This window comes from Kitasatospora sp. NPDC018619 (assembly GCF_044391605.1).
GTDB lineage: Bacteria > Actinomycetota > Actinomycetes > Streptomycetales > Streptomycetaceae > Kitasatospora.
Genome location: NZ_JBISAI010000008.1, coordinates 82,805 through 101,117, shown reverse-complemented (window position 1 = coordinate 101,117; position 18,313 = coordinate 82,805). Strand labels below are relative to the sequence as shown.

Annotated in this window: 19 protein-coding genes and 1 pseudogene; 9 read left to right on the top strand and 11 right to left on the bottom strand. The window is 73.0% G+C overall.

Going from position 1 to position 18,313, the window contains the following annotated elements; all coding sequences use genetic code 11:
• Window positions 1-64 precede the first annotated feature (64 nt).
• From ACH5AR_RS14675 to coxB, 3 genes are read right to left on the bottom strand one after another with little or no spacing between them, the layout of a single operon-like run.
• Complete coding sequence (locus tag ACH5AR_RS14675) at window positions 65-481, bottom strand: cytochrome c oxidase subunit 4 (RefSeq protein WP_396301752.1); 417 nt, start codon at window positions 479-481, stop codon at window positions 65-67.
• Complete coding sequence (ctaD, locus tag ACH5AR_RS14670) at window positions 481-2,256, bottom strand: cytochrome c oxidase subunit I (protein ID WP_396301751.1); 1,776 nt, start codon at window positions 2,254-2,256, stop codon at window positions 481-483. Before ctaD ends, ACH5AR_RS14675 begins: the two co-directional genes overlap by 1 nt.
• Complete coding sequence (coxB, locus tag ACH5AR_RS14665; RefSeq protein ID WP_396301750.1) at window positions 2,253-3,107, bottom strand: cytochrome c oxidase subunit II; 855 nt, start codon at window positions 3,105-3,107, stop codon at window positions 2,253-2,255. Before coxB ends, ctaD begins: the two co-directional genes overlap by 4 nt.
• A gap of 370 nt (window positions 3,108-3,477) precedes the next feature.
• Between coxB and ACH5AR_RS14660 the strand changes: the two genes are divergently transcribed.
• On the top strand, window positions 3,478-4,872 hold the full coding sequence (locus ACH5AR_RS14660) for a cysteine desulfurase/sulfurtransferase TusA family protein (RefSeq protein ID WP_396301749.1): 1,395 nt from the start codon (window positions 3,478-3,480) through the stop codon (window positions 4,870-4,872).
• A 10-nt stretch (window positions 4,873-4,882) separates the two neighbouring features.
• On the opposite strand, the gene ACH5AR_RS14655 is transcribed toward ACH5AR_RS14660, so the two are convergent.
• Window positions 4,883-5,860 (bottom strand): carbohydrate kinase family protein, encoded by a 978-nt coding sequence (locus tag ACH5AR_RS14655; protein WP_396301748.1) that lies wholly within the window; start codon window positions 5,858-5,860, stop codon window positions 4,883-4,885.
• 272 nt (window positions 5,861-6,132) lie between these two features.
• Here ACH5AR_RS14655 and ACH5AR_RS14650 point away from each other — a divergent pair, with 272 nt between their 5' ends.
• Both ACH5AR_RS14650 and ACH5AR_RS14645 read left to right on the top strand, forming a co-directional pair.
• Window positions 6,133-6,339 (top strand): hypothetical protein, encoded by a 207-nt coding sequence (locus tag ACH5AR_RS14650; protein WP_396301747.1) that lies wholly within the window; start codon window positions 6,133-6,135, stop codon window positions 6,337-6,339.
• Window positions 6,340-6,454: 115 nt separating this feature from the next.
• Entirely contained in the window at window positions 6,455-7,117 is a 663-nt protein-coding gene (locus ACH5AR_RS14645) for a hypothetical protein (RefSeq protein WP_396301746.1), read from the top strand.
• A 66-nt stretch (window positions 7,118-7,183) separates the two neighbouring features.
• On the opposite strand, the gene erpA is transcribed toward ACH5AR_RS14645, so the two are convergent.
• Window positions 7,184-7,537 carry an iron-sulfur cluster insertion protein ErpA gene (gene erpA / locus ACH5AR_RS14640; protein ID WP_030061066.1) on the bottom strand — a complete coding sequence of 118 codons (354 nt, stop codon included), beginning with the start codon at window positions 7,535-7,537 and terminating at the stop codon, window positions 7,184-7,186.
• A gap of 245 nt (window positions 7,538-7,782) precedes the next feature.
• Between erpA and ACH5AR_RS14635 the strand changes: the two genes are divergently transcribed.
• On the top strand, window positions 7,783-8,658 hold the full coding sequence (locus ACH5AR_RS14635) for a GNAT family N-acetyltransferase (protein ID WP_396301745.1): 876 nt from the start codon (window positions 7,783-7,785) through the stop codon (window positions 8,656-8,658).
• A 49-nt stretch (window positions 8,659-8,707) separates the two neighbouring features.
• On the opposite strand, the gene ACH5AR_RS14630 is transcribed toward ACH5AR_RS14635, so the two are convergent.
• From ACH5AR_RS14630 to ACH5AR_RS14620, 3 genes are all read right to left on the bottom strand, one after another.
• Window positions 8,708-10,075 carry a pyridoxal phosphate-dependent decarboxylase family protein gene (locus ACH5AR_RS14630; protein WP_396301744.1) on the bottom strand — a complete coding sequence of 456 codons (1,368 nt, stop codon included), beginning with the start codon at window positions 10,073-10,075 and terminating at the stop codon, window positions 8,708-8,710.
• A gap of 186 nt (window positions 10,076-10,261) precedes the next feature.
• Complete coding sequence (locus ACH5AR_RS14625; protein WP_049651848.1) at window positions 10,262-10,726, bottom strand: Lrp/AsnC family transcriptional regulator; 465 nt, start codon at window positions 10,724-10,726, stop codon at window positions 10,262-10,264.
• A 145-nt stretch (window positions 10,727-10,871) separates the two neighbouring features.
• On the bottom strand, window positions 10,872-11,795 hold the full coding sequence (locus ACH5AR_RS14620; RefSeq protein WP_396301743.1) for an NADP-dependent oxidoreductase: 924 nt from the start codon (window positions 11,793-11,795) through the stop codon (window positions 10,872-10,874).
• Window positions 11,796-11,986: 191 nt separating this feature from the next.
• On the opposite strand from ACH5AR_RS14620, the gene nadA reads away from it, so the two are divergent.
• Window positions 11,987-13,171 carry a quinolinate synthase NadA gene (nadA, locus tag ACH5AR_RS14615; protein ID WP_396301742.1) on the top strand — a complete coding sequence of 395 codons (1,185 nt, stop codon included), beginning with the start codon at window positions 11,987-11,989 and terminating at the stop codon, window positions 13,169-13,171.
• A gap of 92 nt (window positions 13,172-13,263) precedes the next feature.
• Here nadA and ACH5AR_RS14610 read toward each other — a convergent pair whose 3' ends face one another.
• Entirely contained in the window at window positions 13,264-13,557 is a 294-nt protein-coding gene (locus ACH5AR_RS14610) for a hypothetical protein (RefSeq protein ID WP_396301741.1), read from the bottom strand.
• A 37-nt stretch (window positions 13,558-13,594) separates the two neighbouring features.
• Entirely contained in the window at window positions 13,595-14,401 is an 807-nt protein-coding gene (locus tag ACH5AR_RS14605) for a PspA/IM30 family protein (protein WP_380696256.1), read from the bottom strand.
• 301 nt (window positions 14,402-14,702) lie between these two features.
• Between ACH5AR_RS14605 and ACH5AR_RS14600 the strand changes: the two genes are divergently transcribed.
• Window positions 14,703-15,302, top strand: coding sequence for a DUF3043 domain-containing protein (locus ACH5AR_RS14600; RefSeq protein ID WP_396301740.1), 600 nt, complete (start codon window positions 14,703-14,705; stop codon window positions 15,300-15,302).
• Window positions 15,303-15,490: 188 nt separating this feature from the next.
• A complete protein-coding gene (locus tag ACH5AR_RS14595) occupies window positions 15,491-16,213 on the top strand; it encodes a class I SAM-dependent methyltransferase (RefSeq protein WP_396301958.1) in 723 nt (240 codons plus the stop codon).
• 19 nt (window positions 16,214-16,232) lie between these two features.
• Here ACH5AR_RS14595 and ACH5AR_RS14590 read toward each other — a convergent pair whose 3' ends face one another.
• On the bottom strand, window positions 16,233-16,433 hold the full coding sequence (locus ACH5AR_RS14590) for a hypothetical protein (RefSeq protein WP_396301739.1): 201 nt from the start codon (window positions 16,431-16,433) through the stop codon (window positions 16,233-16,235).
• 123 nt (window positions 16,434-16,556) lie between these two features.
• On the opposite strand from ACH5AR_RS14590, the pseudogene cobU reads away from it, so the two are divergent.
• A pseudogene (cobU, locus tag ACH5AR_RS14585) lies at window positions 16,557-17,117 on the top strand (bifunctional adenosylcobinamide kinase/adenosylcobinamide-phosphate guanylyltransferase); the annotation flags it as partial.
• Window positions 17,118-17,145: 28 nt separating this feature from the next.
• On the top strand, window positions 17,146-18,270 hold the full coding sequence (locus ACH5AR_RS14580; protein ID WP_396301738.1) for a nicotinate-nucleotide--dimethylbenzimidazole phosphoribosyltransferase: 1,125 nt from the start codon (window positions 17,146-17,148) through the stop codon (window positions 18,268-18,270).
• Window positions 18,271-18,313: the final 43 nt, after the last annotated feature.

Below are 18,313 nucleotides of genomic sequence, written 5' to 3'. Positions count from 1 at the left end.
GGAACGCGCCAGGGCCGGCCCTCCCGTGCGGGAGGACCGGCCCTGGTGCCGGAGGCGGGGAACCCTACTGGTTCTGGTTCTCGCCCCGGTAGAACTCGAAGACCCATCCGAAGATGCCGATCGCGATGACCGGAGCGGCCCAGAACATCAGCCACCAGCCGAAGATCACGCCGAGGAAGGCGAGCGCGCCGCCGAGCGCCAGCGAGAGCGGCTGCCAGCTGTGCGGGGCGAAGAAGCCCAGCTCGCCGGAGTCGTCGGCGACCTCGGCCTCGGGGTTGTCACCCGCGCCGCTGTCCACCCGGCGGGCGGTGAAGGCGAGGTAGTACCCGATGAACGCGCAGAGGCCGAAGGCCAGGAACAGCGCGGTGGTGCCGGCGGCCTCGACGCCATGGTCCGAGTGGTTGGTCCACAGGCCGTACGTCACGGCCATGACCAGCACGAAGACCGACAGGCCCAGGAAGATCTTTCCCTGTTCCTTCATCAGGCGTCGCCCTCCTTGTTGCCCTTGTCCAGCTTCGGGGCGTCGTACTTCGCCGGGGTCACGCCGGCGAGGTGCTTGGCCGGCTCACCGTGGTTCTCCAGGTAGTCCAGCGCGGCGATCTCCGGGTGGTGGAGGTCGAAGGCCGGGGATTCGGAGCGGATCCGCGGGAGGGTGAGGAAGTTGTGCCGCGGCGGCGGGCAGGAGGTGGCCCACTCCAGCGAGCGGCCGAAGCCCCACGGGTCGTCGACGACGACCTTCTCGCCGTACTTGGCGGTCTTCCAGACGTTGTAGAGGAACGGCAGGATCGACAGGCCGAGCACGAAGGAGCCGATGGTCGAGACGGTGTTCAGGGTGGTGAAGCCGTCCGCGGCCAGGTAGTCGGCGTAGCGGCGGGGCATGCCCTCCGCGCCGAGCCAGTGCTGCACCAGGAAGGTGGTGTGGAAGCCGACGAACAGCGTCCAGAAGGTGATCTTGCCGAGGCGCTCGTCCAGCATCTTGCCGGTCATCTTCGGCCACCAGAAGTGGAAGCCGGCGAACATCGCGAAGACGACGGTGCCGAAGACCACGTAGTGGAAGTGGGCGACGACGAAGTACGAGTCCGAGACGTGGAAGTCGATCGGCGGGGAGGCCAGCAGGACACCGGTCAGACCGCCGAAGAGGAAGGTGACCAGGAAGCCGACCGTCCAGAGCATCGGCGTCTCGAAGCTCAGCGAGCCCTTCCACATGGTGCCGACCCAGTTGAAGAACTTCACACCGGTCGGGACCGCGATCAGGAAGGTCATGAAGGAGAAGAACGGCAGCAGCACTTGTCCGGTGACGTACATGTGGTGCGCCCACACCGTCACGGACAGGCCTGCGATCGCGATGGTGGCCGCGATCAGGCCGGAGTAGCCGAACATCGGCTTGCGGCTGAAGACCGGGATGATCTCCGACACGATGCCGAAGAACGGCAGCGCGATGATGTACACCTCGGGGTGGCCGAAGAACCAGAACAGGTGCTGCCAGAGCATCGCCCCACCGTTGGCCGGGTCGAAGACGTGGGCACCGAACTTGCGGTCCGCCTCCAGGGCGAACAGCGCGGCGGCCAGCACCGGGAAGGCCAGCAGGACCAGCACCGAGGTCAGCAGCACGTTCCAGACGAAGATCGACATCCGGAACATCGTCATGCCCGGAGCGCGCATGCAGATGATCGTGGTGATGAAGTTGACCGCACCGAGGATCGTGCCGAAGCCGGAGAAGGCCAGACCCATGATCCACATGTCGCCGCCGACGCCGGGCGAGTGCACCGCGTCGGACAGCGGGGAGTAGGCGAACCAGCCGAAGTCGGCGGCGCCGTTCGGGGTCACGAAGCCCGCGACCGCGATGGTCGAACCGAAGAGGTACAGCCAGTACGCGAACATGTTCAGACGCGGGAACGCCACGTCCGGGGCACCGATCTGGAGCGGCATGATCCAGTTCGCGAAGCCGGCGAAGAGCGGCGTCGCGAACATCAGCAGCATGATCGTGCCGTGCATGGTGAACGCCTGGTTGAACTGCTCGTTCGACAGGATCTGGGTCCCGGGACGAGCCAGCTCGGCGCGCATGACCAGGGCGAGGATGCCACCGATCAGGAAGAAGGCGAACGACGTGCCCAGGTACAGGGTGCCGATCGTCTTGTGGTCAGTGGTGGTCAACCACTTGATGATGGTGGAACCCGGCTTCCGGGTCCGCTGCGCCCCGACCGTGACGGCACCGGCGCCCCCGCCGGCCGCGGCGGGCTCGTTGAGGATGGTCACTTCTCTTCACTTCCCATGCCGATGAGGCCGGAGGGCACCCAGCCGTTCTGGCCCTTGGCGCGAAGGTCGGCCAGGTGCTTGTCGTAGTCGGCGCGGTCGACGACCTTGACGTTGAACAGCATGCGCGAGTGGTCGACGCCGCAGAGCTCGGCACACTTGCCCATGTACTCGCCCTTGACGGTCGGCGTGACCTCGAACTTGTTCACCACGCCCGGCACGACGTCCATCTTCATCATGAAGTTGACGGGCCAGAAGTCGTGGATGACGTCGCGCGAGGTGAGACGGAACTGCACCGTCTCGTTGACCGGCAGCCAGAGGGTCGGAACCTCCTTGGGGGTGCCGACGTCGTACGCGGCGTCCTTGTTGGCCGGGTCGGGGGTCTCGGTGTTCTCGTAGTTAAACGCCCAGCTCCACTGGAAGCCCACCACGTTGACGTAGTGCTGCGGCTTCTCGGAGGTGGCGGTCAGCTTCGCCTCGTCGCGGGCGACGAAGTAGAAGAGGACCGAGACGATGATGATGGGGACCGCGGTGTAGAGCGCCTCGATGGGCACGTTGTACCGGGTCTGCGGGGGGACCTCCACACCGGTGCGCTTGCGCCGGTGGAAGACCACGCTCCAGATGATCAGACCCCACATCAGTACGCCGACCACCAGCGCCGCGATCCAGGAGCCCTGCCACATCTGGAGGACCATGGGCCCTTCCTTGGTGACCGGGCTCGGGAGGCCAAGCCTGGGGAGGTCGTTGGCCGAGCAGCCGGTGGCGGTCGCGATGACGAGGCCCAGTGCCAGCGCCTGAGGCAGCTTCCGCCGCATCGTGCGCCGCGGCGAGCGGTCGGAGCCGTTGGGACTCACGTAGCGCCTTCCCGAAGTCTCGCCCGCCTTCGCGTCGCCCCGGGGAGGAGTGTGAGCCTCCCCGGCGACCCGTCCACGGGCACGGTTTGAATGCTTATGCGGGCCAAACCCTACTCCAGCCTTATGCGCTCCTGACGGGCAGCCCCCGGTAACGCGCCGCCTGCTAGCCCGATCAGGCCCGGTGAGGGCTGCGCCGCAGGTCATCGTAGGCATTCGAGGTCCGTACGCCCGATCGGGGGATGACCTCGGACGACGCCCGTGACGGCCCGTCGGGGGCGGACGAAGCGGACATTCGGGATGATCGACTGACGGCGGGTGAGCCGCGCGGCCGGGCCGGGCCCCGGGGCCGGGTGTGTCGTTAAATGTGACCGTGTACTTCGACGCGGCCTCCACGGCCCCCCTGCACCCCGTCGCCCGGCAGGCGCTGACCGCCGCCCTGGACGAGGGCTGGGCCGATCCGGCCCGGCTGTACCGCTCCGGCCGGCAGGCCCGGATGCTGTTGGACGCCGCGCGCGAGACGGTGGCCGCGGTGCTGGGCGCTCGGGCGGACGAGGTCTCCTTCACCGCCAGCGGCACCCAGGCCGTCCAGCTCGGCCTGCTCGGCGCCCTGGCCGGGAACCGGCGGCGCGGCGCCCACTTCGTGCACTCCGCGGTGGAGCACTCCAGCGTGCTGCACGTCGCCGAGCGCCACGAGGGCGCGGGCGGCGAGGTGTCGGTCGCCCCGGTGGACCGCGGCGGGCGGCTCGACCCGGCCGCCTTCGGCGCGCTGCTGCGCCCGGACACCGCGCTGGCCGCGGTGCAGAGCGCCAACCACGAGGTCGGGACGGTGCAGCCGGTCGGCGAGGCCGCCGAACTGTGCGCCGGGGCCGGCGTCCCGCTGCTGGTGGACGCGGCGCAGAGCGCCGGGCGGCTGGACGTCCCCGCGGGCTGGTCGCTGCTGACCGCGAGCGCCCACAAGTGGGGCGGCCCGCCCGGGGTCGGGGTGCTGGCGGTGCGCAAGGGCGTCCGGTACGCCTCGCCGCTGCCGGCCGACGAGCGCGAGGGCGGCCGGGTGCCCGGCTACGTCAACGTCCCGGCGGTCGTGGCCGCGGCCGCCTCGCTGCGCGCCGTACGGGCCGAGGCCGAGCGGGAGAACGCCCGGCTGCACGCTCTGGTCGAGCGGATCCGCGCCCGGGTGCCGCGGCTGGTGCCCGAGGTCGAGGTGGTCGGCGACCCGGTGCGGCGGCTGCCGCACATCGTCACCTTCTCCTGCCTGTACGTGGACGGGGAGGTGCTGCTGACCGAGCTGGACCGGGCGGGCTTCGCCGTCTCCTCCGGCTCCTCCTGCACCTCCTCCACCCTGACGCCCAGCCACGTGCTGGCGGCGATGGGGGTGCTCACGGAGGGGAACGTCCGGGTCTCGCTGCCGTACGGGACGGCCGAGGCCGACGTGGAGCGCTTCCTCGCGGTGCTGCCGGACGTGGTGGCCGGCGTCCGGGCGCCGCTCGGACTGGACCTGCCGGCCCCGCAGCCGGCCGCCGGGGAGTCGCTGCTGGTGGTCGACGCCCTGGGCAAGCGCTGCCCGCTGCCGGTGATCGAGCTGGCGAAGCGGATCGGCGAGGTGCCGCCGGGCGGCACCGTCGCCGTGCTGGCGGACGACGAGGCGGCCCGGCTCGACATCCCGGCCTGGTGCGACATGCGCGGCCAGGAGTACGCGGGCGAGGCCCCGGCCGCCGCGTACGGCGGCGACCGGGGCTCGGCCTACCTCGTGCTGCGCCGCTCCTGACCGGGGCGGGCTACTTGACCAGGTGCGCGCCGACCTCGGCGGCCGCCTCGGGGCCGTAGGCCTCCTCGAAGCGCTTCAGGAAGGAGGCCGGGCGCAGCTCGTACTCCTGGGTGCCGACGGTCTCGATCACCAGGGTGGCGAGCATGCAGCCGAGCTGGGCGGAGCGCTCCAGGTCGAGCTCCCAGGACAGGCCGGACAGGAAGCCCGCGCGGAAGGCGTCGCCGACGCCGGTCGGGTCGACCTTGGCCTCCTCCTTGGCGCAGCCGACCAGGACCGGCGCCTCGCCCTTGCGCTCGATCCGGACGCCCTTGCTGCCCAGGGTGGTGACCCGGGTGCCGACGCGGGTGAGCAGCTCCTCGGCGTCCCAGCCGGTCTTGCTCTCGATGAGCGCGGCCTCGTACTCGTTGGTGAAGAGGTAGGCGGCGCCGTCCACGATCTCGCGGATGTCGTCGCCCTCCAGGCGGGCCAGCTGCTGGGAGGGGTCGGCGGCGAAGGCGTAGCCGCGGGTGCGGCACTCCTGGGTGTGGCGGACCATGCCCTGCGGGTCGTCGGCGCCGATCAGGACGAGGTCCAGGCCGCCGACGCGGTCGGCGATCGGCTTCAGCTCGATGCTGCGGGCCTCCGCCATGGCACCGGTGTAGAACGAGGCGATCTGGTTGTGGTCCTCGTCCGTGGTGCACATGAAGCGCGCGGTGTGGCGGGTCTCCGAGATGTGGACGGAGTCGCAGTCCACGCCGTTGCGCTCCAGCCAGCTGCGGTACTCGGCGAAGTCCGCGCCGGCGGCACCGACCAGGACGGGGTGCAGGCCGAGCACGCCCATGCCGAAGGCGATGTTCGGCGCGACGCCGCCGCGGCGGATGTCCAGGGCGTCGACCAGGAAGGACAGCGACACGGTGTGCAGCTGCTCCGCGACGAGCTGGTCGGCGAACCGGCCGGGGAACGTCATCAGGTGGTCGGTGGCGATCGAGCCGGCGACGGCGATACGCACGGAAGGTCTCCTCAGGGTGGCGGCGGGGCCAGCGGGCAGGCGGGGTGAACCCACCCACGGTACCCGGCCCCGGGGAGCGCCCAGGCAAGAGTGCCGCAAGTTGCCGCCCCGGGGGCCGTGGTGGCACCCGCTGCCGTCCACCGTGTACTACCTCCCGGTAGCACTGGTGGCAGGCCGGGCCCCTGCCTAGGGTCGGCCTGGAGGGCCCGTGGTGCGGGCCCCGTCGTCGACCGTGGCAGCGTGGCCACGGCCCCGGATCGGAGCGCTACCCGATGACCACCGACCGCTGTGCCCTGCCCCTCCTGCGGCCCGAGGACGGCGAGACCCTCGACGCCCTGGTCGACTCCTCCCGGCGGCTGCGCCGGTTCTGGCCGCACCTCGCGGCCGGCCCGGAGCCGGCCGCCCCCGCGCCGACCGGCGTCCGGGTCTCCTCCGGGGCGCGGCGGGTGGTCGCCGGGATGGCCGAGTACGGCTTCTGAGCCCGCGCCGGGGCCGATCCCGGAAGGGGTGGGGAACCGGATCCGGCCGGAGCGCGTCGGATCCGCGCGGAGCGGCGAGGAGGCGGCCCCGCTGAACCCTCGGGAGGATGGGCAGATGGATCTGGAGACGACGCCCCGGCGCGGTCGGCGGACGGTGGCCCTGGCGGGTCTGGCACTGGCGGCGGCGGTGACCCTGGCCGGCTGCGGCAGCGGGGGCGCCAAGCCCGCCTCGGACGCGGCGGCGAGCGGCACCCCGGGGACGACGGCCCCCGCGAGCCCGTCCCCGGCCGCCCCGACCGGGAGCGGCTCCCCCGGGAGCGCGCAGCCGGCCCAGCCGCCGACCGGTTTCACCCCCACCCCGGCCTCGCCCGCGCCCGGGCAGCCGGCGCCGGCCACTCCCCCGGGCAACGGGATCGCGGTGGGCGAGCCGGACCCGAACGGCTCGGGTGCGCCGGCCCGGCCGACGGTCGGCTACCGGGTGGACGGCACCACCAAGCTGACCGTCTACTTCTTCGGCGGGGTCTGCACCTCGTACGCGCTGAAGGCGGACGAGTCGCAGCCGGGCCGGGTGGACGTCCTGATCGTGCCGGGCCCGCCGACCGTCCAGCCGGGCCAGGTCTGCAACGCGCTGGCCAAGCGGCAGTCGGTCTCGGCCGACCTGCGCGCGCCGCTGGCCGGGCGGACGGTGGTGGACCGGACGAGCGGCCAGGAGGTGCCGCTGGAGGGCGACCCGCGGATCGGGCCGGACCCGGTCTCCCCGGACGTCGCCGGGAAGTAGGCGCCGACGGGCGGGAAACGGAAAAGGCGGCCCCGGGAGCACCCGGGGCCGCCTTCCGCAGCGGGCCTAGCTGAACGAGTCGCCGCAGGCGCAGGAGCCGGTGGCGTTCGGGTTGTCGATGGTGAAGCCCTGCTTCTCGATGGTGTCGACGAAGTCGACGGTGGCGCCGCCCAGGTACGGGGCGCTCATCCGGTCGGTGACGACCTTGACACCGCCGAAGTCCTTGATCACGTCACCGTCGAGCGAGCGCTCGTCGAAGAACAGCTGGTAACGCAGGCCGGAGCAGCCGCCGGGCTGGACGGCGACGCGCAGCGCGAGGTCCTCGCGGCCTTCCTGCTCCAGCAGGGCCTTGACCTTGGCCGCGGCGGCATCGGTAAGGAGGATGCCACTCTCGACGGTGGTCTCGTCCTGGACGGTCATCTGCTTTCTCCCGGTCTTGACGACGGTCTGCCGCCAGTGCCAACCAACGGCCGTCCGGTTTCATTTCCCGGGCGGCGATGGATTTCTACGGCCTGTTCGCGGCGGAGTATCCGTGGGCCGGGTGTGCCACCCGCGTCCCCTACGGTCCCCATGCTCGCACACCCCCGGCGGGCGGGTCACCGCCCGGGACGTGGATCCGGCTGAACCGGCCCCGCGGCGGCGCCCGGGAGGCCAGGATGGTCCTCATGATCCTTCGCCCGGTCAGGGACACCGCCGCGGACGCGGAGGTCGTCCGGGAGCTGTCCGAAGCGGCGTTCGCCGACGCCTCGCCGGCCGCCGCCCCGGCTGCCGGGGCGGCGACGCGGCCGGGCCCGCTGCGGCTGGCCCGGACCAGGCACCTGGCGCGCACCGACCCGGGCGGCTGCTGGCTGGCCGAGAGCGGCGGCGAGGCGGTCGGGGCGGTGCTGTCGATCCGCCGGGAGGGCCTGTGGGCGCCCTCCCTGCTCGCCGTCCGGCCGTCCGCCCAGGGCAAGGGCGTCGGGCGGCTGCTGCTGGAGCGGGCGGCCGCGCACTCCCGGGGCTGCCTGCGCGGGATGGTCTGCAGCGCGGACTCCCCGGCGGCGGCCCGCCGCTACCGGCTGGCCGGGTTCACCCTGCACCCGGCGATGCGGCTGACCGGCCGGGTGGACCGGGACGGGCTGCTCGACCCGGGGGACATCCCGGTGCACCGCGGCAACGCCACCCACCTGCACCTGCTGGACTCGGTGGACCGGCGGCTGCGCGGCTCGGCGCACGGGCCGGACCACGAGCTGATGCTGGGCCACTTCGAGGAGCTGCTGATCGCCGACGCACTGGCCGGCAGCGGCTACTGCTACCGGGACGGCGGCGTGGTGCGGCTGCTCGCGGCCACCAGCAAGCGGATCGCGGCCCGGCTGCTGCGCGAGGCGCTGGCCCGGGTGCCGGACGGCGCCGAGGCCCGGGTCGAGTACCTGACCGCGGAGCAGGAGTGGGCGCTGGACGTCGGGCTGGAGGTCGGGCTGACGCCGCGGGCCGGCGGCTTCGTCGGGGTGCGCGGGATGCGGCCGCCCGCGCCGTACCTGCCGAGCGGGGCGTTCCTGTAGGCGCGCGCCACGGCCCCGTCGGAGCTCCGACGGGGCCGTGCGCGGGGCGTCAGACCATGGTGTCCAGGATCTCCCGGACCATCTCCAGGGTGGTGCCCGGGTGCAGGAAGGCGAAGCGGGCGACCGTCTCGCCGTCCCAGCCGGTGGGGGTGACGAAGCCGATCTGGTCCGCCAGCAGCTGCTGCGACCAGCGGTAGTAGTCGTCGTTGGTCCAGCCCTTGCGCTTGAAGCAGACGGCCGAGAGCTGCGGGTCGAACAGCAGCTCCAGGTGCTCGCTCTCGCGGATCAGCCGGGCGGTCTCCCGGGCCAGGGTGAGGCCGGCCTCGATGGCGTCGGTGTAGGCCTGGACGCCGTGGACGGCGAGGGAGAACCAGAGCGGCAGGCCGCGGGCGCGCCGGGTCAGGTGGTAGGCGTAGTCGGTGGGGTTCCACTCGTCGCCCTCGGTGTGCAGGACGTCCAGGTAGGAGGCGTCCTGGGTGTGCACGGCGCGGGCCAGCTGCGGGTTGCGGTAGATCAGCGCGGCGCAGTCGAAGGGGGCGAACAGCCACTTGTGCGGGTCGACCACGAAGGAGTCGGCGTGCTCGATGCCGTTGTAGCGCTCGCGCACCGAGGGGGCGAACAGGCCCGCGCCGCCGTAGGCGCCGTCCACGTGGAACCAGAGGTCGCGCTCGCGGGCGACCTCGGCCAGGCCGGCGAGGTCGTCGACGATGCCCTCGTTGGTGGTGCCGGCGGTTCCGACGACGGCGATCACCGTCTCCGGGTCCGGGTCGGCGGCCAGGGCGGCGCGCAGCGCCTCGCCGGTGAAGCGGCGGTTCACGGTCGGGACCTTGAACGCCTCGACGCCGATGATGTTGAAGGTGTTCTTGACCGAGGAGTGCACCTGGTCGGCGACGGCGATCCGCAGCCGCGCCTCGGGCCCGACGCCCAGTCGGCGGCGGGCGGTGTCGCGGGCGACCACCAGGGCGGAGAGGTTGCCCGCCGAGCCGCCGGAGACGAAGGTGCCGCCGGCCGACTGGGGCAGGCCCGCGCGGTCGGCGATCAGGCGCAGCACCTGGTTCTCGGCGGCGATCGCGCCGGCCGCCTCCAGCCAGGAGATGCCCTGGAGGGAGGCGCAGGAGACGACCATGTCGAACAGCAGCGCGGCCTTGGTCGGGGCGCACGGGATGAAGGACAGGTAGCGGGGGCTGTCGGCGGAGATGACCGCCCGGGACAGCTCGTGGTCGTACAGCTTGAGCACGTCGGCCGGGTCGTTGCCGTCCTGGTTCAGCAGGCCGGCCAGCTGGGCGCGCAGGTGCTCGCCGTCACCGGGGTGGTCGAGCGGGACGGGGTCGTACTGCAGCCGCTCCCGCATGTAGTCGAAAACCAGGTCGACCAGGTCGTTGTCGGGCCGGTGCATGCGGTCGGGTGCTGCGGACACGGCGGTCCCTCTCGGCGTGGGGTGTCGGGGGGCGCCCGGTCGGCGGGACGCTCCACCGCGACGGCCGGACGTGATCAGCGTAGGCAGCGCGGGGCACCTGCCGCGCGTCGGAACGCGGCTGGTCAGGCAGGTTTCCGGCGTCTTCGGGCCGGTCCGCGCAGGATTCCTGCGTGCCGGTGGCGGGAGTCAGCCGATGAGCTGGGAGAGCACCACCGAGGAGCGGCTGCGCTGCACCCCGGGCTCGCGCCGGATGCGTTCGATCACGGCCTCCAGGTGGCGCATGTCGGCGGCCCGCAGGTGCACCAGGGCGTCCGGGTCGCCGGTGACCGTCCAGGCGGCGACCACCTCGGGGAACTGCCGCAGGCTGGCGAGGATCTCCTCGGGGGCGGTGCGCTCGCGGCAGTAGACCTCGACGAAGGCCTCGGTCTGCCAGCCCAGCACGGACGGGTCGAGCACCACGGTGAAGCCCCGCACCACGCCGCGTGCCCGCAGCCGGTCGATCCGCCGGCGCACGGCGGTGGCGGAGAGGTTCACCTGGAGGCCGATCTCGGCGTACGAGGCGCGGCCGTCGCTGCCGAGCCGGGCGAGCAGGAGCCGGTCGGTCTCGTCCAGGTCGGCCCCGACCACCTCGTGCGCTCGGCTGCTGGTCATGGGTGCGGGGCTCCACGGGTCGTACGGGGTTCGGCGGGGGTGCTCCGGCGGCGGGCGGCGGGCGCCCGCTGCCGAAACGGTTCGTCACCATTCTGGCGGATGGCCTGGACGAGTTCACCGCCGACGGACGACCCGCCGGCGGCCGTCACGGGACGAGCAGCACGATCTTCCCCCGGGTGCGGCCCTCGGCGCTGAGCGCCTGGGCGGAGGCGGCCTGGGCCAGGGGGAAGGTGGAGGCGACGGTGACGGTCAGCCGGCCGTCGTCGGCGAGCGCGGCCAGCTCGGCGAGGTCCGCGGCGTCCGGGCGGACCCAGACGTACCGGCCGCCGAGCGCCCTGACCCCGTAGTCGGTGACGGAGGCGATCCGGCCCGGGTCCGCGACCAGGGCGGCCGAGACCTGGACGGCGCCGTGGCCGACCAGGTCCAGGGCCGCGTCCACCCCGTCGGGGGCCAGCGCGCGGACCCGGTCGGCCAGGCCCTCGCCGTACACCACCGGCTCGGCGCCGAGGCCGCGCAGGAAGTCGTGGTTGCGCTCGGCCGCGGTGCCGATCACCCGGGCGCCGCGGGCCCGGGCCAGTTGCACCGCGAGGTGGCCCACCCCGCCCGCGGCGGCGTGCACCAGGACGGTCTCGCCCTCGGCCGGCCGCAGCGCCCGCAGGGCCTGCAGCGCGGTGAGCCCGGCCAGCGGCAGGCCGCCGCACTGCGCCCAGTCCAGCGCGGCCGGCCGGCGGGCGAGGGTGCGGACCGGGGCGGAGACCAGCTCGGCGTAGGTGCCGTGCTCGACGGCGTCCTTGCGGACGTAGCCGTACACCTCGTCGCCCGGGGCGAACTCGGTGACCCCGCCGCCGACCGCGCGGACCACGCCGGCCAGGTCCCAGCCCATGACCAGGGGGAAGTGCACGTCGAGGAGGCCGTCCAGGGCGCCCTCCCGGATCTTCCAGTCCACCGGGTTCACCCCGGCGGCCCGGACCTCGACCAGGACGGAGTCCGGTCCGACCTTGGGGTCGGGCCGGTCGGTGTACTCGACCACCTCGGGGCCGCCGTAGCGGTTGATCGCGATTGCCTTCATGGGTGCAGACATACCCGCGGGCCCCGGCATACCGATTCGGCCACGGGAGGAAGCATCCTTTCTGGCGAGCGGTTCTCGTCACATCGACAGGATGGCCATCGTCACTCTGACGCTAAGCGGTTAGAATAGATAGCGTCAGTTAGACGAAAAGGCCCCACCGCTAGCTCGGCCGCACAGAAGGGCACCCGCCCGTGACCACCACCATCACCGAGACCCACGGCGTCGACCCCACCCCGACGCCGCTCGCTCTGCTGCTGCTCGGCCGGGAGGCCGACCCGAACAGCGAGCGCGGCGTCGAATGCCCCGGTGACCTCCCCCCGGCCTCCGACCCGAACCTCGTCGAGCGCGCCCGCGCGGCCAAGGCCGCGCTCGGCGACCGCGTCTTCATCCTCGGCCACCACTACCAGCGCGACGAGGTGATCGAGTTCGCCGACGTCACCGGCGACTCCTTCAAGCTCGCCCGCGACGCGGCGGCCCGCCCCGAGGCCGAGTACATCGTCTTCTGCGGCGTGCACTTCATGGCCGAGTCCGCGGACATCCTCACCAGCGACCGCCAGCAGGTCGTCCTGCCGGACCTCGCGGCCGGCTGCTCGATGGCCGACATGGCCACCGCCGAGCAGGTCGCCGAGTGCTGGGACGTGCTGACCGACGCCGGCATAGCCGACGTGACCGTCCCGGTCTCGTACATGAACTCCTCCGCCGACATCAAGGCCTTCACCGGCAGGCACGGCGGCCTGATCTGCACCTCCTCCAACGCCAAGCGCGCCCTGGAGTGGGCCTTCGAGCAGGGCCGGAAGGTGCTGTTCCTGCCCGACCAGCACCTCGGCCGCAACACCGCCGTCCGGGACATGGGCTTCTCGCCGGACGACTGCGTGCTCTACAACCCGCACAAGCCGAACGGCGGCCTGACCGCCGAGCAGCTGCGCGACGCGAAGATGATCCTCTGGCGCGGCCACTGCTCGGTGCACGGCCGGTTCAGCCTGGACTCGGTGAACGACGTCCGCGAGCGGATCCCCGGCGTCACCGTCCTGGTGCACCCCGAGTGCCGGCACGAGGTCGTCGCGGCCGCCGACCTGGTGGGCTCGACCGAGTTCATCATCAAGGCGCTGGACGCCGCCGAGCCCGGCTCCAAGTGGGCCATCGGCACCGAGCTGAACCTGGTCCGCCGGCTGGCCAAGGCCCACCCGGACAAGGAGATCGTCTTCCTGGACCGGACGGTCTGCTTCTGCTCGACCATGAACCGGATCGACCTGCCGCACCTGGTCTGGGCACTGGAGTCCCTGGTCGAGGGCCGGGTGCCGAACGTGATCACCGTCGACCCGGAGACCGAGAAGCACGCCAAGGCGGCGCTGGACCGGATGCTGGCCCTGCCGTAACGGGCCGACGGCGAAGGGCGGGCCCCCTCCCACCGGAGGGGGCCCGCCCTTTCGTCTGGCAGCAAGGCACGGCCGCGCACGCGGGACCGCTACTACTCGGGGAACCCCGGGATCACGCCCTCGCCGTCGGCCATCAGCAGCTCGCGGACCTCGTCGATCGTCGCGTCAGCGCTCGGCAGGATCAGCTCGGACGGCTCCAGCGAGTCCAGCGGCACCGGGGTGCCGTACTGCTTCACCGCGTCGATGAGCTTGCCGTAGGCCTGGCGGAAGAGCGTCTCGTCCCCCGACTCCACCGCGGTGACGAGCTCGGCGTCGAGCCCGTTGAGCAGGTTCAGGTGGCTCTCGCCCACCTCGTACTGCCCTTCACCCATGACCCTCATGATCATGCCGTGCGTCTCCCTGGTTCGTGGGGTCGAGCTCAGATCACTTGTTGTAGTTGATGCGGGGCGTGTCCTGCGGCTGCTGCTGGGGCTGCTGCTGCGGTTGGCCCTGCTCGATCGCGGCCGGGCCGGAGGAGGACGGGCCGGACAGCTCCGCCTTCATCCGGGCCAGCTCCAGCTCGACGTCCGAACCGCCGGCCACGCGCTCCAGCTCGGCCTCGATGTCGTCCTTGCGGCCGAGCCCGCTCGCGTCGTCGAGCGCGCCGGAGGCGAGCAGCTCGTCGATCGCGCCGGCCCGGGCCTGCATCTGGGCGGTCTTGTCCTCGGCGCGCTGGATCGCCAGGCCGACGTCGCCCATCTCCTCCGAGATCCCGGAGAAGGACTCGGCGATGCGGGTCTGCGCCTGGGCGGCCGTGTACGTCGCCTTGATGGTCTCCTTCTTCGTACGGAAGGCGTCCACCTTGGCCTGAAGTCGCTGGGAGGCGAGGGTGAGCTTCTCCTCCTCGGCCTGGAGCTGCTGGTACTGCGTCTCCAGGTCGGTGATCTGCGACTGCATGTTGGCCTTGCGCGTCAGCGCCTCGCGGGCGAGGTCCTCGCGGCCGAGCGACAGCGCCTTGCGGCCCTGGTCCTCGTACTTCGCCGACTGCTGCTGGAGCTGGGTCAGCTGGAGCTCGAGCCGCTTGCGCGAGGTCGCGACGTCCGCGACACCCCGCCGTACCTTCTGCAGCAGTTCGAGCTGCTTCTGGTACGAGTAGTCGAGCGTCTCACGCGGATCCTCCGCCCGGTCCAAGGCCTTGTTCGCCTTGGAGCGGAAGATCAGCCCCATACGCTTCATGATTCCGTCGCTCATGGGCCTCGGGTGCCCCCTTCTCCGGCCTGCGGTCTCTATCTCGTTACCAGACACGACGAGTGTATGTGCAGCGAGCCCGTCGCCGCAGTGCACCTGCCTGCAACAAGACTGCTACAGCGACCAGGGGCGTTTCCTCCTCCCCCGGGTGGATCCGTCCCTCGTACCTCCCATCCTCCATCCGAGTGATCCCCTACGGGAAGGCCCCGGAAGACCCGCTCCGGACGGCGACCCGGTGGTATCGATATGCGTTCGGTTCCCGGGGCACCGCTGGAAGCCGCGTCGCACCCCGTAGGCTGGTGGTGTGTTCCGACGCCGTTCAGATGATGCCGCCGCCTCCGCCACCGTGCTGGAGAAGCAGGACGAGACGACCCAGGCCCGCGATCCGCAGGCCAAGAAGGGCCGCCCCACCCCCAAGCGCAGTGAGGCCGAGGCCAACCGGCGTACCCGGGTGACCGTGCCCAAGGACCGCAAGGAGGCCGCCCGCCAGGGCCGCGAGCGGATGCGCGCCGAGCGCGAGAAGCAGCGCCAGGCGCTGATGAACGGCGACGAGCGCCACCTGCCGGCCCGTGACAAGGGCCCGGTGCGCAAGTTCGCCCGCGACTACGTGGACTCCCGCTGGTCGCTCGCCGAGTTCTTCCTCCCGGCCGCCGTCGTCATCCTGGTGCTCAGCATCGTCAAGGTGCCGGCGATCCAGCTGCTGTCCACCCTGCTGTTCCTGCTGTTCTTCGGGTTCGTGGTCCTGGACTTCGTCCGCCTCGGCCTCGGCCTGCGCAAGCAGCTGGCCGAGCGCTTCGCCGGGCAGAACACCCGCGGCGCCGTCGCGTACGGCATCATGCGCACCCTCCAGATGCGCCGGCTGCGCCTGCCCAAGCCGCAGGTGCGGCGCGGGGAGAAGCCCTGACCGCCGAACCGGTCGACTCCGGCTGGGCCCCGCCGTCCTGGGAGGGGCCCGGCCTCTACGCCGTGCCCGGGCAGGGGGGCGCCCTGCCGGGCCAGGGCGACGGCGGCCACGACCGCCTCGCCCAGGAGCGCCGGCTGCCCTCGCGCAGCGGCTCCTTCACCGGCGCCTGGCCCACCCGGCACGGCGGGCTGCGCGACTTCGTCCGCCACGAGCTCGTCGCCCGCCAGCTCGCCGAGCAGCTGGCCGGCCGCAGCGCGCAGCGCGTCCTCGACATCGGCTGCGGCCAGGGCACCCAGGCCCTGCGGCTGGCCCGGGCCGGCCACTACGTCACCGGGATCGACTCGGACCCGGTCGCGCTCGGCGTCGCCCAGGCGGCGCTCGCCGAGGAGCCGCCGGAGGTCCGCGGCCGGATGCAGCTGCTCAGCGGCGACGGCCACCAGTGCGGGCGCTGGTTCGGCCCGCGCAGCTTCGACGTGGTGGTCTGCCACGGCGTGCTGATGCACCTGCCCGACCCGGACCCGATGATCGCCTCGCTGGCCCGGCTGCTGGCGCCCGGCGGACTGCTCTCGCTGCTGGTCCGCAACCGCGACGCGCTCGCCCTGCGGCCGGCCGCCGCCGGGGACTGGCGGGCCGCCCTGCACGCCTTCGAGAGCGACCGGTACTACAACCGGTTCGGACTGGCCGCACGGGCCGACCGGCTCTCCGACCTCACCGTCACCCTCTCCGAGGTGTCGGTGCCGCTGCGGCACTGGTACGGCGTGCGGGTCTTCACCGACAGCGCCGCGAACGACGCGGCCCCGCCGGTGGACGGCCGGCAGCTGGCCCAGCTCCTGGAAGCCGAGGACCGGGCCGGCCGCACCGACCCGTACCGGCAGGTCGCCGCGCTGCTGCACGTGATCGGGGCGAAGTAGCCGCTCCGCCCCGGCCCGGCTACTCCTCGTTCAGGCTCATCGCGTAGACGACGCGGTCGTCCTCCAGCAGCACCGCGGTGTCCACGCCGTCCTCCGCGAGCTGCTTCCAGGTCTCCCCGATCCAGGTCTCGGCGTCCCCCTGGCCGGCGAACTCCTCCCGGGGCCCGTCGGGCGTCACCGCGCTGCCGTCCGCCTTCTCGTACCGCCACGTCCAGACCATGCCGGCTCCTCCCACTGACCACGCTGCCTGTGTTGCTGCGCACCATAGCCTGCCCGGCCGGATCTTCCGTATGCCTCGTCCGGCAGGATGGGCGCCATGGCGACCCGATCCGAGCCCACCCGTCCCCCGCTGCCCCGCACGCTGCTGCTCGGCGGCGCCCGCTCCGGCAAGTCCACCCGCGCCGAGCAGCTGCTCGCCGGCCACCCCGACGTCCTGTACGTGGCCACCGGCGGCACCCGGGACGGGGACGCCGAGTGGGCCCAGCGGGTCGCGCTGCACCGGGAGCGCCGGCCGGCGGGCTGGCGCACCGCGGAGACCTGCGACCTGGAGGCCGTGCTGGCCGACCGGACCGACCCGGCACCGGTGCTGATCGACTGCCTCGCGCTGTGGCTGACCGCCGTGATGGACGAGTGCGGCGCCTGGGACGACGCCCGCTGGGCGGACGGCGGCGAGGCCGCCGTGCAGGACCGCTGCGAGGCGCTGGCGCGGGCCTGGGCGGCCACCGGGCGGACCGCCGTCGCGGTGAGCAACGAGGTCGGCATGGGCGTCGTCCCCGCCACCGCCGCGGGCCGCCGCTTCCGCGACACCCTCGGCCGCCTCAACATGGCCGTGGCGGACGCCTCGGAGCGGGTGGTGCTGGTGGTGGCCGGGCAGGCGCTGACCGTCAAGCCAGCCGTCGGCTGAACACCCGCGGCGTGTAGCCTTCCGGACGATGGACACGACCGTGGATCTCGATACGTTCTCCTCGCTCGTCGAGCGCCCCGACGAGACCGCCCGGCGGGCCGCCGAGGAGCGCTGGCAGTCGGCCGACCGGCCGCGCGGCGGGCTCGGCCGGCTGGAGGAGCTGGGCAGCTGGCTGGCCTCCGTGCAGGGGCGCTCGCCGGTGCTGCCCGTCTCCTCCCCCAAGGTGCTGCTGTTCGCCGCCGACCACGGCGTGGCCGCGCTCGGGGTCTCCCGGATGCCCGCCCGGGGCGGCACCGCGGCCCGGGTGCGCGCCGTGCTCGACGGCAGCGCTCCGGTGTCCCGGCTGGCCGCGCGCTACGGCGCCCGGGTGCGGGTCGTCGACGTCGCCGTGGACGCCGACCCGGCGGACTTCCCGGACGACGTGGTCGCCCACCGGATCCGGCGCGGCTCCGGGCGGATCGACGTGGAGGACGCGCTCACCCCGCAGGAGACCGTCCGGGCGTTCCGGGCCGGCATGGCCGTCGCCGACGAGGAGGCCGACGCCGGCACCGACCTGGTGCTGCTCGGCGACCTCGGGGTCGGCGCCACCACGGTGGCCGGCGTCCTGGTCGGCGCGCTCTGCGGGACGGACGCGGCGGCGGTGACCGGGCGCGGCTCCGGGATCGACGACCGGGTGTGGATGGTCAAGTGCGCCACCATCCGGGACTCGCTGCGGCGGGCCCGGCCCGTCCTCGGCGACCAGCTCGCGCTGCTCGGCGCCACCGGCGGGGCCGACTTCGCGGCGATCACCGGCTTCCTGCTCCAGGCGGCCGTCCGGCGGCTGCCGGTGGTGCTGGACGGCGTGGTCTCGGCCGCCTGCGCGCTGGTCGCCCAGCGGATCGCCTTCCGGGCACCGGAGTGGTGGCGGGCCGGGCAGTCCAGCGGCGAGCCGGCCCAGGCGAAGGCGTACGACCGGCTGACCCTGACGCCGCTGCACGAACAGGGCGTCACCATGGGCGAGGGCCTCGGCGCGCTGCTGGCGCTGCCGCTGCTCCAGGCCGCCGGGGACGTGCTCGCGGACGAGGCGCCGAAACCCTTCGTGCCGGCGGCGCCGAGCGCCCCGAAGGAGCAGCCGCGGCTGCCCTCGGCGGCCGACCTGCTGCGGAAGCTGTAGCAGACCCGCACCCCCGGGTGCGCGACGACCCCGGGAACGCCCC

Excerpts from the sequence above, each read along its gene's own strand:
- ACH5AR_RS14675 (WP_396301752.1), bottom strand. The coding sequence starts at position 481 with ATGAAGGAACAGGGAAAGATCTTCCTGGGCCTGTCGGTCTTCGTGCTG.
- ACH5AR_RS14650 (WP_396301747.1), top strand. The coding sequence starts at position 6,133 with ATGACCACCGACCGCTGTGCCCTGCCCCTCCTGCGGCCCGAGGACGGC.
- ACH5AR_RS14645 (WP_396301746.1), top strand. The coding sequence starts at position 6,455 with ATGGATCTGGAGACGACGCCCCGGCGCGGTCGGCGGACGGTGGCCCTG.
- erpA (WP_030061066.1), bottom strand. The coding sequence starts at position 7,537 with ATGACCGTCCAGGACGAGACCACCGTCGAGAGTGGCATCCTCCTTACC.
- ACH5AR_RS14635 (WP_396301745.1), top strand. The coding sequence starts at position 7,783 with ATGATCCTTCGCCCGGTCAGGGACACCGCCGCGGACGCGGAGGTCGTC.
- ACH5AR_RS14625 (WP_049651848.1), bottom strand. The coding sequence starts at position 10,726 with ATGACCAGCAGCCGAGCGCACGAGGTGGTCGGGGCCGACCTGGACGAG.
- ACH5AR_RS14620 (WP_396301743.1), bottom strand. The coding sequence starts at position 11,795 with ATGAAGGCAATCGCGATCAACCGCTACGGCGGCCCCGAGGTGGTCGAG.
- ACH5AR_RS14610 (WP_396301741.1), bottom strand. The coding sequence starts at position 13,557 with ATGATCATGAGGGTCATGGGTGAAGGGCAGTACGAGGTGGGCGAGAGC.
- ACH5AR_RS14605 (WP_380696256.1), bottom strand. The coding sequence starts at position 14,401 with ATGAGCGACGGAATCATGAAGCGTATGGGGCTGATCTTCCGCTCCAAG.
- ACH5AR_RS14590 (WP_396301739.1), bottom strand. The coding sequence starts at position 16,433 with ATGGTCTGGACGTGGCGGTACGAGAAGGCGGACGGCAGCGCGGTGACG.
- ACH5AR_RS14580 (WP_396301738.1), top strand. The coding sequence starts at position 17,146 with ATGGACACGACCGTGGATCTCGATACGTTCTCCTCGCTCGTCGAGCGC.